At 68.4% G+C, this 13,533-nt stretch carries 14 protein-coding genes; 7 read left to right on the top strand and 7 right to left on the bottom strand.

Features of this window, described 5'->3' with window-relative positions:
- Position 1: 1 nt before the first annotated feature.
- The 3 genes from A5750_RS11795 to A5750_RS11785 form a co-directional block, all read right to left on the bottom strand.
- Entirely contained in the window at positions 2–1,189 is a 1,188-nt protein-coding gene (locus tag A5750_RS11795) for a PPE family protein (RefSeq protein WP_066953558.1), read from the bottom strand.
- Positions 1,190–1,219: 30 nt separating this feature from the next.
- On the bottom strand, positions 1,220–1,525 hold the full coding sequence (locus A5750_RS11790; protein ID WP_066953560.1) for a PE domain-containing protein: 306 nt from the start codon (positions 1,523–1,525) through the stop codon (positions 1,220–1,222).
- A 369-nt stretch (positions 1,526–1,894) separates the two neighbouring features.
- Positions 1,895–3,223, bottom strand: coding sequence for a sensor histidine kinase KdpD (locus tag A5750_RS11785; RefSeq protein ID WP_067262983.1), 1,329 nt, complete (start codon positions 3,221–3,223; stop codon positions 1,895–1,897).
- A 231-nt stretch (positions 3,224–3,454) separates the two neighbouring features.
- Here A5750_RS11785 and A5750_RS11780 point away from each other — a divergent pair, with 231 nt between their 5' ends.
- The 4 genes from A5750_RS11780 to A5750_RS11765 are packed head-to-tail and all read left to right on the top strand — an operon-like array spanning position 3,455 to position 7,539.
- Positions 3,455–4,057 (top strand): TetR/AcrR family transcriptional regulator, encoded by a 603-nt coding sequence (locus A5750_RS11780; protein ID WP_067262979.1) that lies wholly within the window; start codon positions 3,455–3,457, stop codon positions 4,055–4,057.
- A gap of 27 nt (positions 4,058–4,084) precedes the next feature.
- Positions 4,085–5,296 (top strand): acyl-CoA dehydrogenase family protein, encoded by a 1,212-nt coding sequence (locus tag A5750_RS11775; RefSeq protein WP_067262975.1) that lies wholly within the window; start codon positions 4,085–4,087, stop codon positions 5,294–5,296.
- Positions 5,297–5,346: 50 nt separating this feature from the next.
- Positions 5,347–6,564 (top strand): GNAT family N-acetyltransferase, encoded by a 1,218-nt coding sequence (locus A5750_RS11770; protein WP_067262971.1) that lies wholly within the window; start codon positions 5,347–5,349, stop codon positions 6,562–6,564.
- A gap of 21 nt (positions 6,565–6,585) precedes the next feature.
- The gene (locus A5750_RS11765) at positions 6,586–7,539 is read left to right on the top strand and encodes an FAD-binding oxidoreductase (RefSeq protein WP_067262966.1); all 954 of its coding nucleotides are present in this window, start codon (positions 6,586–6,588) and stop codon (positions 7,537–7,539) included.
- A gap of 159 nt (positions 7,540–7,698) precedes the next feature.
- Here A5750_RS11765 and A5750_RS11760 read toward each other — a convergent pair whose 3' ends face one another.
- Positions 7,699–7,983, bottom strand: a complete 285-nt coding sequence (locus A5750_RS11760) for a hypothetical protein (RefSeq protein ID WP_066953571.1) — start codon at positions 7,981–7,983, stop codon at positions 7,699–7,701.
- 242 nt (positions 7,984–8,225) lie between these two features.
- Here A5750_RS11760 and A5750_RS11755 point away from each other — a divergent pair, with 242 nt between their 5' ends.
- Positions 8,226–9,404 (top strand): MFS transporter, encoded by a 1,179-nt coding sequence (locus A5750_RS11755; protein WP_067262963.1) that lies wholly within the window; start codon positions 8,226–8,228, stop codon positions 9,402–9,404.
- A 10-nt stretch (positions 9,405–9,414) separates the two neighbouring features.
- Here the strand turns inward: A5750_RS11755 and A5750_RS11750 are convergent, their stop codons facing one another.
- On the bottom strand, positions 9,415–10,452 hold the full coding sequence (locus tag A5750_RS11750; RefSeq protein ID WP_067262958.1) for an LLM class F420-dependent oxidoreductase: 1,038 nt from the start codon (positions 10,450–10,452) through the stop codon (positions 9,415–9,417).
- A gap of 12 nt (positions 10,453–10,464) precedes the next feature.
- Complete coding sequence (locus A5750_RS11745) at positions 10,465–10,887, bottom strand: nuclear transport factor 2 family protein (RefSeq protein WP_067262954.1); 423 nt, start codon at positions 10,885–10,887, stop codon at positions 10,465–10,467.
- Between the two features lie 121 nt (positions 10,888–11,008).
- On the opposite strand from A5750_RS11745, the gene A5750_RS11740 reads away from it, so the two are divergent.
- Positions 11,009–11,596, top strand: coding sequence for a PadR family transcriptional regulator (locus A5750_RS11740; protein WP_067262951.1), 588 nt, complete (start codon positions 11,009–11,011; stop codon positions 11,594–11,596).
- 51 nt (positions 11,597–11,647) lie between these two features.
- Here A5750_RS11740 and A5750_RS11735 read toward each other — a convergent pair whose 3' ends face one another.
- The gene (locus A5750_RS11735; RefSeq protein WP_067263116.1) at positions 11,648–12,367 is read right to left on the bottom strand and encodes a CoA pyrophosphatase; all 720 of its coding nucleotides are present in this window, start codon (positions 12,365–12,367) and stop codon (positions 11,648–11,650) included.
- Between the two features lie 121 nt (positions 12,368–12,488).
- Between A5750_RS11735 and A5750_RS11730 the strand changes: the two genes are divergently transcribed.
- On the top strand, positions 12,489–13,523 hold the full coding sequence (locus A5750_RS11730) for an amidohydrolase family protein (protein ID WP_067262948.1): 1,035 nt from the start codon (positions 12,489–12,491) through the stop codon (positions 13,521–13,523).
- The last annotated feature ends 10 nt before the right edge of the window (positions 13,524–13,533 follow it).

Genomic DNA, 13,533 nt, shown 5'->3' with positions numbered 1-13,533 from the left:
TTCACACTCTGGTGTCGACAACCCGCACCGTCGCGGGCTGTTCGGATTTGTCTCGGGATCCGCGCTCTCCTCCCGCCCCATGCCCCACCGGCATGCCGCCCATCGGTGTGCCGCCGCCGACCGTGGTGGTCTGCGGACGGATGGCCTCGGCCCCCAACGCCCCGCTCGGCCGCAGCCCCACCGGCCGGCCACTGCTGACGGGCTCGAACGCGCTGACGGGACGGGTGAAGCTGGTCGCGGGCATGCCCCCACTGCCCAGGGATGCGGCCCCGCCGCCGCCCGATGCGCCGACGGCCGACACCTCGGTCGCCGAGACCGCCGAAACTCCGGGTGTCGCCCCGGCCATGGCGCCGGGATTGGCGAACATGCCCATCATCGATTGCAGCGGCGACATCATCTGCATCGGCGCCTGCATCATCTGCATGGGAGCCTGCATCGCCTGCGGGACCGCGCCCATCATCGATTGCACCGGCTCCATGAAGGAGCCGGCCTGGCTCATGAAGTCCTGTCCGCCCGACGCCGCCTGGCCGGCCCCCTGTGTGCCCGTCTGCGCGCCCTGAAATGCGGAGCGCATGCCGTCGCCGGCCGCGACCTGGGCGGCGGACTGACCCACCGCCGAAGCCGCCTCCGCCGGCGCCGCCGGCGATGCGCCCATGGTTGCCAGCGGCGGCGGAATGGCGAGGCTTTGGGTCAACGCGGTGAGGATCGTTCCGTAGCTGGCGCCGACGGCGGAGTTGTTCGGCCACATCGATCCGAAGTATTCGAGCTCCAGCGACGTGATGCGGGGCGTCAAGGCCCCGAGGACGAGGGGGTTGATGCCGTAGTCGGTGGCGCATTCGGTGCGGTTCTCGATGCATTCGGGCGCTGGGCGCATCGAGCCGTACGCCATCTGATACGCCGAGACCGCGGTGGAAACCACCGCCGGCTTGACGTCCACCCACCCGGCAAGCCCGTGCAACGACGCGTTCAGCGCGGTGGCATTGGCTGCGGAGGCCAGGGAGCCGGTACCGACCCAGCTCGCCGACGTGGCCACGGTGTTGATCGTCGAGGCGATGCTCGAGCCGTGGTGGGTGGCCGCGAGTGCGGTCCAAGCGGCCTGGTTGGCCAGATGGGTGATGACGCCGGCGCCCGCCTTGAGCAACACATCGTTGTCCTCAGGCGTACGCGCGGCCCACCCCGGATCGGCCATGCGTACTTCCCCCTTTGTGCGTCGCTGGTCTCAGGCGCCGATGGCCAACGCCAAACTACGCATGAGCTCGGTGACGACGTACGTTCCCGACGCAAGGCTCTGCGCACCGGAGAACAGGCCGCGCTGGGCGGCGTGTTCGGAAACCACTCCCAGGTAGCTTCCGCCGCACGCGTTCAGCGCCGCCGCGAACATCGCCGAGTCGGGGTCTGCGCCCATCGGCAGCACTCCCAAAAGCACCGGCGCAGCAGCCGAAGCCGCCGCCTGAGTTTCCGCGCTGATGGCCGCCTCCGCGGATGACGACGCCAGCACTGCCTCCGATTGCACCTGCAGCACCATGATTTCCCTCCGATTGCTCAGCGTCTAAAAGACGGGCTTGGCGCATCAGTCTAGTGCGGTTCGACCGTTCGTGTATTCACTTGCTTTCCCGCCGGCCGTCGGCCGGAAATTTCGCGTTTGTCCTGACCGGCGGTATTCCCTTTATAAGTCATCCGTCAAACAACCTCGTATGCCACTGCAGACACAGTGGTCACGAAGTCAACGCCCAAAGCTTCAGCGCGAGTGGGTCATGCGAATGCGTGGCAGTAAAGGCACCCGCCTAAAAGGCGGCCCAAGAAGAGAGCACCGCGGTGGATATTGTTGCCGGCTTAACGGAAAATCGGCCAACTGTTCCCGTCTGATTTCCCGGGTCAGAAAGGGCGCCGCAAGCTATGCGGGACCGCGCCCGTCGCCGGCCAGGTTCAGCAGCAGCCGGGTCCCCCCGAGCGGGCTGGTCTGCAACGCCGCCGTGCCCCCGTGCAGTTCGGCCTGCTGGGCGACCAGCGCCAGACCCAGACCGGATCCCGAACGCGACGCCGTCGAGCCGCGGGCGAAACGCTCGAACACCGTGGCCCGCTCCGATTCCGGCACGCCGGTGCCGTCGTCGTCGATCGCTATCTCCACGCCCTCGCTGGAGCTGCTCACGGTGAGCTGGATCTTGCCGGCGTTGCCGTGCTTGACGGCGTTCGCGATGGCGTTGTCGATCACCAGCCGCAGCCCCGTGGGCAACCCCACCATCAGTACGGTCGGCGAGGGCACCAGCGACACCTCCACCTCGGGGTAGATGCGCAGCGCGTCGTGCGCGGCCCGGTCCAAAAGTTCGGTGATGTCGAACGGGACGAAATCGTCGACGGTGGTGAGCTCGCCCTGCGCGAGCCGTTCCAGCGCCGTCAGGGTGCCCTCGATGCGGCTCTGGGTCCGGATGACGTCGCCGATGACCTCCTGACGCTGCTCACGCGGCAGGTCCAGGGTGGACAGCACCTCCAGGTTGGTGCGCATGGCCGTCAACGGGGTGCGCAACTCATGCGAGGCGACCGCCGCGAAGTCACGGGCCGACTCGAGCGCGGCCTTGGTGCGTTGTTGCTCCTTGCCGATGCGCGCGAGCATCCCCTCGACGGCTTCGGCGATCTCCACGGCCTCACGCACCCCGCGCACCTGGACCTCGTCCGGGCTGGACTGGGCGTTGATGGCGCGGGCCTGCTGGGCCAGCAGCAGGAACGGATTCACCATGATCAACGAGATCACCCAGCCGACGACCACCGTGCCGCCGATGACGCTGGCGCAGATCAACAGCACTCGCAGGTGCAGCTCGTTGATCCGGTGCTGGGCTTCGGCCAACGGTGCGGCCAGCGCGATCGAGGCGGGCCCCGCGGAGAAGGTGCGGACGCGGTATTGCACCCCGTCGATCGTCGTGTTCGCGTATCCGTTTGGCAGCTTGGGCAGCACGATATTGCTGGGCGCCGATACGGTCTCGTCTCCGATGCGCGCGGTGCGCACCAGGTTTCCGTCCGGCATGGGCTGATCGGGGCTGGCGTGCTGCACGTTGTTGAGCAGCGAGTTGATGTCGCCCAGGCTGCTGACCGAGTCGAGCCGACGGTCGAGCTGGCTGTACTGATCGTTGGTGACACCGACCCACACCCAGGTGCCCAGCAGCACCACAAGGGTGATCACCGACAGTGCCGCGACGACGACGATGGTGCGCAGCGACAACACCCGCATCGGCAGATCTACGTGCGGTAACACGCGAATGTCAGCTCCTCAATGCAGCTCGCGGCGCGGGCCGGGCGGCGGTATCGACCACCTGACCACAACCTTCACACCGATATCGATTCGCCGCGCTCAGGCCTCGTGGCGTTTCGCAGAGAATCTAACGCCAATCATCGAGCCGGTTCCCGCGCCTGCGACTGGCGCCATTTTGCCTGGGCGGTAGTGAGTGAGTACTCTCTCACCATGCTCGCCTCCGGACGCGATCGGCTGCTGGCCGCGGCGCTGAAGCTCTTCGCCGACAAGGGCTACGCGGCGACGTCGGTGGCCGACATCCAGCGGGCATCGGGGCTGGCGCCGGGGTCGGGCGCGCTGTACAAGCACTTCGGCTCCAAGCGGGAGTTGCTCGAGGCCGCCGTCGCGCACCGGATCGACAGCATCGTGGCGGCGCGGGAGCAGTACGACGCCGGGCAGCCCGGCGGCGTCGAGCAGGGGGTGCGCACAGCGGGCCAGCTGATCTGGAGCAACCTCAAAGAAAGCGAGGACCTGCTCAAGGTCATGCTGCGCGAACCAGACGAGCTCGGCGATCTCGACGAGAAGACCTGGCAGGTCATCACCGACAACGCCTATCAACGCTTCGCCGACGAACTGGCCGCGTCGAACCGGTCCGGCCGCACCCGGATCCCCGATCCGCAGGCGGCCGCCGCCGTCGCCATCGGGTCGTTGTCCTACGCCGCAACGCTGCAGGCGCTGACCGGCCGCCTGCCGGGCAACATCGACGAGGAGCGCTACTTCGAGGCGTGGGTCAGCCAGACCGTCAGCGTCCTCGCCCAATACGGAAACCGTTGAGAACAAAGACAATCCAGGAGTGAAGCCGTGACTTTCTCATTGCAACTGACCGACGACGTGATCGAGGTGCGCGACTGGGTGCACAAGTTCGCCGCCGACGTCATCCGTCCCGCCGCCTCGGAATGGGACGAACGGGAGGAAACCCCGTGGCCGGTGATCCAGGAGGCCGCGAAGGTGGGCCTGTACTCCCCCGACTTCTTCGCGCAGCAGGCGGCCGAGCCGACCGGCCTGGGCATGCTCACCGCGTTCGAGGAGATGTTCTGGGGCGACGCCGGCATCGCGCTGTCCATCATGGGCACCGGCCTGGCCGCGGCGGCCTTGGCGGGCAACGGAACTCCCGAACAGCTGGGCCGCTGGCTGCCCGAGATGTTCGGTACGGCCGACGAGCCGAAGCTGGGCGCGTTCTGTTCGTCCGAGCCCGACGCGGGTTCCGACGTCGGCGCCATCCGCACCCGGGCCCGCTACGACGAGGCCAGCGGGGAGTGGGTCCTCAACGGCACCAAGACGTGGGCGACCAACGGCGGCATCGCCAACGTGCACATCGTGGTGGCATCGGTCTACCCCGAGCTCGGCACCCGCGGCCAGGCCACCTTCGTCGTCCCCGCGGGCATCAACGGGCTGGCGCAGGGCCAGAAGTTCAAAAAGCACGGGATTCGGGCGTCCCACACCGCCGAGGTGGTGCTGGACAACGTGCGACTTCCCGAAGACCACATCCTCGGTGGGCGGGAGAAGTTCGAGGCGCGGATCGCGCGCGTCAAGTCGGGCACCTCTGCTCGGAGCCAGGCGGCGATGAAGACCTTCGAGCGCACCCGGCCCACGGTCGGCGCGATGGCGGTCGGCGTTGCCCGGGCCGCCTACGAGTACGCCCTCGACTATGCCTGCCAGCGTGAACAATTCGGCCGCAAGATCGGCGAATTCCAGGCCGTGGCGTTCAAGCTGGCCGACATGAAGAGCCGCATCGACGCCGCCCGGCTGCTGGTGTGGCGGGCCGGGTGGATGGCGCGCAACAACCAATCCTTCGACGCGGCGGAGGGGTCGATGGCCAAACTCGTGGCGAGCGAGACGGCCGTCTACGTCACCGACGAGGCGATCCAAATCCTGGGCGGCAACGGCTACACGCGTGACTATCCCGTGGAGCGGATGCACCGCGACGCCAAGATCTTCACCATCTTCGAGGGCACCAGCGAGATCCAGCGTCTGGTGATCTCGCGGGCGTTGACCGGCTTGCAGATTCGTTAGCGCCGCAGCCCGCGGTCCACGCCGCGGCGCGCACGCGACATGATGGCCGGATGACCACCGAGATCCGGGTCCTCGACAGCGAGGACGAGCTCCTGGCGGCCGCCAACGTCTTTCGCGTCGCCATGATCGGCTTCCCGCCGCTGCCAGACCTGCCGCCCGGCCGCATCGCCGCGTTGCTCGAACCCGGCCGCACCGTCGGCGCGTTCGCCGGCGGTCACCTGGTCGGCACCGCGGACGCGGTGACGAGCCGGATGACGCTGCCCGGCGGTGCGCTGGTCGGGCACGCCGCCGTCACGCATATCGGGGTGCTGCCGTCGTTCACCCGGCAGGGCATCGCCACGGAGCTGATCCGTCATCAGTTGCGGGACATCGCGGCCCGCGGTGAAGTGGTCGCGTCGCTGCGGGCCTCGGAGGCGACGATCTACGGCCGGTACGGATACGGCGTCGCCAGTTCGTCGCAGACCGTCGAGGTGCACACCGCCCGGGCGGCGCTGCGGCGCGACGTCGGGCCCGGCGGTCCTGTGCGGTTGATCGACGCCACGCAAGCATGGGAGCTGTTGCCCCGCATCTATGCCGAGCATCGCCCGTCACGTCCGGGCACCATCGACCGCCCGGACGTGTGGTGGCAGAGCCTGCGGCTGCGCACCGAGTCGTCGCCGCAGCCTTCGTACGTCGCGGTGCACGGTGCTCCTGGAGCCGAATCGGGGTTCGCCCGCTACCGTCCCGTCGACACCGAGCGGTGGTTCGTCAGCGACCAGCGCACCATCGCCGTGGAGGACTTCTTCGCGCCCACTGCCGAGGCCTACCTCGGACTGCTGCGATTCCTGCTCGGCCTGGATCTCATTGACCGCGTGGTGTTTTGGATGCTGCCCCTCGACGACCCGCTGCCCTGGCTGCTGGCCGATCGGCGGGCGGCGCGGGTCACCGCGGTGCACGACGAGACGTGGCTGCGGGTCATCGACGTGCCGCGGGCGCTGGCGGCACGCCACTACAGCGGCGACGGTGCCGTCACCATCGCGGTGAAAGACGCTATGGTGCCGGACAATTCGCGTCGCTTCACCGTCACCGGCGGCGGTGCCGAACCGACCGATCGGCGGGCACAACTGGCGGTCGACGTCGAGGGGCTGGCCGGTGCCCTGCTCGGCGGCACGACCTGGCGCGACCTCGCGATCGCCGGGTTGGTCCGGGCCGACGACCCGTCGGCAATTGCGGTGGCGGATCGGTTGTTCGCGGTGCCGGACGCGCCCCACGCCGGGTTCTTTTTCTAACCGCGTGGGTATGCCGGTCGCGTGATCATCATCGTCGGCGCGGGGGTGTGCGGGCTGGCCGCCGCCTACGAGCTGGCGCGGCACGGTGAGCCCGCGATCGTGCTGGAGCGCGGCCAGCCGTTCGGCGAGCAGTCCACGGGACCGGGCCGCATCTTCCGGATCGCGCACCGGCGCCCGGCGCTGTGCCGCCTCGCCTTGCGGGCTCGCACCGGTTGGCAGCGCTGGGAAGCCGAACTCGGCGTGGGCCAGCTGCTGGGCTCGGAGGGGTTCATCGCCGCCGGCGCCTGCGACGAAACCGCCGCGGCGATGACGGCGGCGGGCGCGGAGTTTCGCTGGGTGGACGCTGCGGAAATCGCCACGCGGATCCCGTTCGCGTCACCTCCGTGGGAGGGCGGTGTGCTCGATCCGCTCGGCGGCAGCCTGTGCGCCGGCAGCGCACTGTCCGCGTTGGCGCGGCGCGTCGAGATCCGGCGTGGTGACGTCGCGTCCGTCGCCGACGACGGTGAGACGACACTCGCGGACGGGACGGTGCTGCGGGGCGCGCGCGTGCTGATCTGTGCCGGGGTGCGGACGCCGGAACTCTTCGGCCCGCTCGGCGTCCAGTTCGCCCCGCACACTCGGTTCTCCTACGAGGGCGCCGACGCGACCGGCGCGGCGTGCCTGTCGGCGCCCGAGGGTTACGGGTTGCCGCTCGGCACGACGGGCCGGTGGGCGTTCGGGCAGGAGGTGCCGGACCCTGTGACGGTACGCGCGCTGTTCCCGTCGCTTTCGCCGGTGAGCCGCGTGGACTGCGTGACGGTCCGCGCGCCGTGGCTCGACTCGGGCGGTGACGGCTGGACCGTGGCGCGCCGCGGCCGCGTCACCGCGTTCGTCGGCAGCAACCTGATGAAGTTCGGTCCGCTGCTGGGTGAACTGCTCGCGCAGGCTGTCCTGGAGGACGAGCTGCCCAATTCGCTTCAGACAGTGTCGGATTGATGTCTACCACTCACGGGTCAGCGGCCAACGCCACCTTGTCGCCAGCGTTGGGAAAACTTCCGTCGGCAAATCTAGTTGCGCTGCAGCATCATTCGCTTTTACATCGCTCTCGGCACGGCGCGCGTTCCGAAGCTGCGACTGAACCCGTCGCAGTGACGGTCAGCCGTGGGGCGCCTCGGAAATCTTGGTGTCCGGCTTGCCCAACGTCTGGCAATAGGTCAGAGCCGACAGTCGGGTGGCCGAGATCTCAGCATTGGCGGGGTCCGTGCCGTTTTTGTCCTTCAGCATCTTGCTGACCTCGTCGTTCTGCTTCTTCTCGTCCTGCGAGGTGAAGTCCTTGCACTTGGTGTCGCCGCCGGTGTTGATGACCTGTGAGGCCGAACACGCGCTGGACAGCAGCACGGCGGCGATCGCGAACGTGGCAGCCGCGATTTGCTTCATCATTTGCCTTCCTGGAGCCGAGTAGTGGTATCAGTACACCAAATCGACCGATTTGAAACCCCGCCGTGCGATTGCCCCGATGACCCAGCCGTTTGCGCCGCGTGCATCTCGCCGGCGAATGGGAATAACTGCCACGTCCAAGTCGTCGTTTAGGGTTTGTCGGTTCCCGCCGCGCCGAGACCAGAGGGGAGGAACGCCCGGTGCCCGCGTCCAAAGGGTCAACTCCAACGTCGACTTTGGCCGCGATGGACAAGGGTGACAGCCCGGATGCGGCCCGCGGCGCGTTCGCCGGCGTCCTGGTGTTGTTGCTGTCCATCGGCTGGGTGGCCAACCACTTCGTCGCGTTGATGCCCTTGCTCAGCGTTCGGCAGCACCTCAGCTCGGCCACGCTCGAAGCGATCTTCGGCATCTATGCGCTGGGATTGCTGCCCGGTCTGCTCGCCGGCGGGCGCGCCTCGGATGCGTTCGGCCGTCGGTCGGTGGCACTGGCGGGGTCGGCGACCGCTGTGGCAGGAACCGTGGCCATGTTGTGTTCGCAGCAGTACGACGTTCTGCTGCTGGGACGCCTGGTTGTCGGGCTCGGGGTCGGGCTGGCCATGAGTTCCTGCACCGCGTGGGCCTCGGATCTGAGAGGTCCCGCCGGTGCGGCCGCCGCAGGCGCGGTCTTGATGGCCGGCTTCGCGATCGGCCCATTCGCGGGAGCGTTGATCGCGCGCGCCGGTCCGGTCGGCATCCGGCTGTCGTTCGGGATCGCGGCCGCCATCGGACTGGCCGCGATGGCCGTCGCGGTCGTCGTGGCGGGGCGCGCGGGGGCCACGGGGCCGGAGACCACACAGGTTTGGGAGCCGTCGAGCACCGCCGGGCAGGGTGCTGCGCGGGCGATGAGTTGGGCGATGCCGCTGGCGCCGTGGGTGTTCGCCTCGGCGACACTCGGATTCATCACGATCCCCGGCCGCGTGCACACCGGGCTCGCGGCTCCGATGGCTGCCGGCATCGCCACGCTGCTGGTCAACGGGGTCAGCGGGCTCATCCAAGTGCTCGCCCGCGCGCGCCGGTGGGGGCCGCAGGCCGGCACCGCCGGCGCCGTGCTCGCCGCGCTCGGCTACGCGGTCACCGCGCTCGCCCCGCCGGCCATGTCGCCGGCGTTGGGTCTGCCGCTGTTCCTGGTGCTGGGCAGCGCGTCCGGTCTGTGTCTGCGCGAGGGCTTGATCGACCTGGAGGCGGCGGCGCCGAAACGCTTGCGCGGTGCGCTCGTTGGCGCGTTCTACGTGGTGACGTACCTCGGTTTCGGCCTGCCGCTGATCTTGACGACGGTCGAGCCGGCGGTTTCGACGGCCATCCTCGCCGTGATGGCGGCGCTGGCGTTGCTGACGGCCGTGAGTCGCGCGGTTCGACTCCGCCGAGACGCCCATCGCCAGGGCTGACCGCCGCTGATCACAGGAGTTCGCGCAGAGTCTCGATCAGCTTGATCCGCTCGGTGGGTGTGGACGCGATGGGCGAGACGTTGAGGGTGGTAACCCCCGCCTCCCGGAACGCGGCCAGGCGATCCTTGACGAATTCGCGGCTGCCAATGAGGTTCACGTCTCGCACGAGTTCGTCGGGCACGACCTTCGCGGCGCCGTCCTTGTCACCGGCGAGGTAGAGCTCTTGAATCCGGTCGGCCTGCGGGCCGTAGCCGTACTTGGTGGCCAGGGCGTGGTAGAAGTTCTTGCCCTTGGCGCCCATTCCGCCGATGTACAGGGCCAGGTGGGGTTTGACGAATTCCCTTAGTGGTTCTACGTTTTCGCCGATGGCCAGCACCGGTCCGGCATAGATGTCGAGCTCACCCAGATTGGGGTCGCGCTTGGCCCGGCCGGTGGCCAGCGCGTCTCCCCACACCTCCCGCGCCTTCTCGGGCAGGTAGAAGATCGGCTGCCAACCCTCGGCGACCTCGGCCGCCAGCTCGACGTTCTTGGGCCCCAGCGCCGCCACCAGAATCGGAATGCGTTCCCGGACAGGCTGATTGATGAGCTTGAGCGGCTTGCCGAGCCCGGTGCCCTGCCCGGCGGGCAGTGGAATCGTGTAGTACTTGCCCTGGTGTTTGAGCGTCTCGCGTCGCCACACCTGGCGGCAGATGTCGATCACTTCGCGGGTGCGTGCGATCGGCGCGTCGTACGGGACACCGTGGAAGCCCTCGATGACCTGCGGGCCGGAAGCGCCCAGGCCGAGGGTGAACCGACCGTCGGAGACGTAGTCGAGACCGGCGGCGGTCATCGCGGTCAGCGTGGGCGTTCGGGTGTAGAGCTGCAGGATCCCCGAGGCCAGTCCGACCGTGTCGGTACTGGCGGCCAGGTACCCCAGCGCGCTCACCGCGTCGAACGAATATGCCTCGGGGACAAAGACAATGTCGAGTCCGGCCCGTTCCAGGTCGGCCACTTCGGCGGCCACGTCCTTGAAACCGCCCGCGTAGTTGATGCCCAATCCGATTCGCATGATCGTTTGCTCCTAGGCGGTGGCGAACTCGTCGGCCAGCTCGAGCGCTTCTTGCTGGATTCGGTCGAACTGGGCGCCCATGGCCTCCGACAGCGCCTTTGCGCCCGATAGCGGTCGGACCATCACCACGAAGTCGTCGATGAGACCGTCGTCGTTGAAGTGCAGGAAGTCGCAACCGGTGACCCTCACCCCCGGCGCTCCGGCGATTCCGGTCTCGAACACGAGCGCATGGTCGCGACCGCTGCCGTCGTGGATCTCGCGGACGTAGTGAAAGTCCTCGAAGATGCGCATGACGCCGCGCAGGATCGCCGCGGTGATCGGCTTGCCGACGTAGGGCTTGAACGCCACCGGGCTGGTGAACACCACGTCGTCGGCCAGCAGGGCCTGGATGCCCTTCTCGTCACGTTCTTCGACCGCCTTGCGGAACGGATGCATCCGACACCTCACCTAGTGAATTCGTTTCAGGAGTGCCGTTGACGCTATGCCGCCGGCCCCGTCATGTCCATAGTGCGATTAATCACTTTGTTGATTACTCACCTCGTTGTAGCCTGGGTCGATGTCGCTACGGGATGCGGTATTGGCGGCCCTCCTCGAGGGGGAGTCATCCGGGTACGACCTGGCTAAGGAATTCGACGCCTCGGTCGCGAACTTCTGGATGGCCACGCCGCAGCAGCTGTACCGCGAACTTGACCGGCTCGCCGAGCAGGGTCTCATCGCGGCGCGGGTGGTGCACCAAGAGCGGCGGCCCAACAAGCGCCTGTTCTCGCTGACCGCTGCCGGTCATCAGGCGATCCAGGAGTTCACCGCGCGGCCGCCCAAGCCGTCGGTGGTCCGCGACGAACTGTTGGTCAAGGTCCAGGCCGCAGACGCCGGCGACACGCGCGCGGTGCGTGAGTCCATCGTCGAACGGCTGCAATGGGCCACGGCCAAACTCCAACGCTACGAACGGTTGCGTGCGCGCGTGCTCGACGGACGCGACGAGGAGGACTTCCTGGCCCACGCCCCGCGAATCGGCCCGTACCTGACGTTGCTCCGCGGAATCGCGTTCGAGGAGGAGAACATTCGGTGGGCCGAGCGCGCGCTGGCCGCCCTCGACCGACGGCTGGCCGCGCCGGCCAGGAAAACCCGTTCCCGTCGTCGGTGATCCCGGCAGCTCGGCCGGGGTCGCCGTCAACGCGGGGCGGTCCAGCGCTCCCTATCTCCAGGCGAAGACCGGTTGCTCCAGCTCGCCGACCGGGTCGTGACGGCCTTCCAGACACCACCACCGCAGTTGCAGCAGCACGGCGCCGGTCGGTGCGTGAATGAGGTCGTTCCCCAGTGGGATCTGCACGACCGGGCGGGGGCTCTCCGGGATGGTGATGAACCGCGGCGAATCGGCGCGTTGCAGTTGGTGCAGCCCCACCCGGTACACCGCCACCACCTCGTCGGGCGCCGGCCGGGGGTCGAGCCGGCCGCCACCCCAGATCACCACCGGGGTGATGACGTACCCGGAGCGGGTCGGGTAGTCGTCCAGGAGCCCCAGCACGGTCGAGTGGGGCAGGGTGATGCCGACTTCCTCGTGCAGTTCCCGCAGTGCCGCATCGACGGCGGTCTCACCCGGGTCGACCCGCCCACCGGGCAGTGCCCACTGCGCAGCATGTGCGGTGAGGCGGGATGCCCTGCGGCACAACAGGAATGCCGCGCCGCCGGACACGTCGACCATCCGGCCGTCGAGGCCGGCCTCCGGTAGCGGGCGGTCACCGTTCCACTCGTCCACCGGCGCCGGGTCGACCCGGTCCTCGCCGAGGGTCGAGTCCACCAGCACCACGGCAACCGCCGCGTGCCGCTTCGTCGGGTCGGTCACCTCGCGACGGTCATGGCCCGCCAGATGTCCCCGAATCCGCTCACACAGCGCATCGTCATACGGGATGGTCACGGGTTCGAGACTATGCGGGGGCCGCCCGCGGTCGACGATCCACCGCCGCAATGACAATCCTGGTACCCGATGAACGCCCAGCGCGCCGGCCTCGTAGGTGTCCATGAACGGGAGGAGACGGATGAAGGTCATCGGTATCGAGGAGCACTACAGGTTTGCGGCCATAGCCGAAGAACACCAGGGCCTGGATTCGGCGACCGAACTGCTGACGCACGCGGGCTACGGCTCCCCCGGAGCGGATGGGGAGTGGCCGCCGGGCATCAACGACCTCGGCGAGGGCCGGATCGCCGCGATGGACGCCGCGGGCATCGACGTGCAGATCCTCTCGCACGCCGTCCCGGGCCCCGAGACGCTGGAACCCGCGGTGGCGGTCGAGCTGGCGCGGCGGGCCAACGACGAGGTGGCGGCGGCGATTGGCCGCTACCCGGATCGGTTCCGCGGCTTCGCCACCCTGCCCATGCGCGACCCGGCGGCGGCCGCCGGCGAGCTCGAGCGCACCGTCCGCGACCACGGCTTCGTGGGCGCCCTGATCAACGGCCATGTCAACGGCCGCTACCTCGACGACACCTTCTTCTGGCCGGTTTTCGAATCCGCCGAAACGCTCGGCGTGCCAGTCTTTTTGCACCCCACCGTGCCGCCGCAGGCGGTCATCGACGCCTACTACGCCGGCTTCGATCGCAAGATAACGGCACGGTTGGCGGCCGCCGGGGTCGGCTGGCATATCGACACCGGGGTGCACTGCCTGCGGCTGATCCTCAGTGGGGTGTTCGACCGCTTTCCGCAGCTGCAGATCATCGTGGGCCACCACTTCGAGGCGCTGAGCTGGATGGGATGGCGGACCGATTACTCATTTCCGATAGCCGAGACGGGCCTCAAGCGCACGGTGAAGGAGTACCTGCGGGAGAACTTCTACGGCGGCATCCTCGCCGGTGACTTTTTCAGCCAGCCCGGCGCGATGGATCCCAGTTGGAGCCTGTCGTTCAACGCCTACCTGGCGATGGTCAACGTCATCGGGATCGACCGCGTCGTCTTCACCGCCGACTATCCCTACGGAAACATCAAGGCGTGCCGGGAGTTTCTCGATCGGATGCCGATCAGCCAAGCCGACCGCGAGAAGATCGCCCACCGCAATGCCGAGCGCCTGCTGAGGCTTTGAGCACCGGCAA

Source organism: Mycobacterium sp. 852002-51613_SCH5001154, assembly GCF_001667425.1.
Classification (GTDB): domain Bacteria; phylum Actinomycetota; class Actinomycetes; order Mycobacteriales; family Mycobacteriaceae; genus Mycobacterium.
The sequence above is the reverse complement of the archived record's forward strand: the minus strand, read 5'-3'. Positions and strand labels throughout refer to the sequence as shown.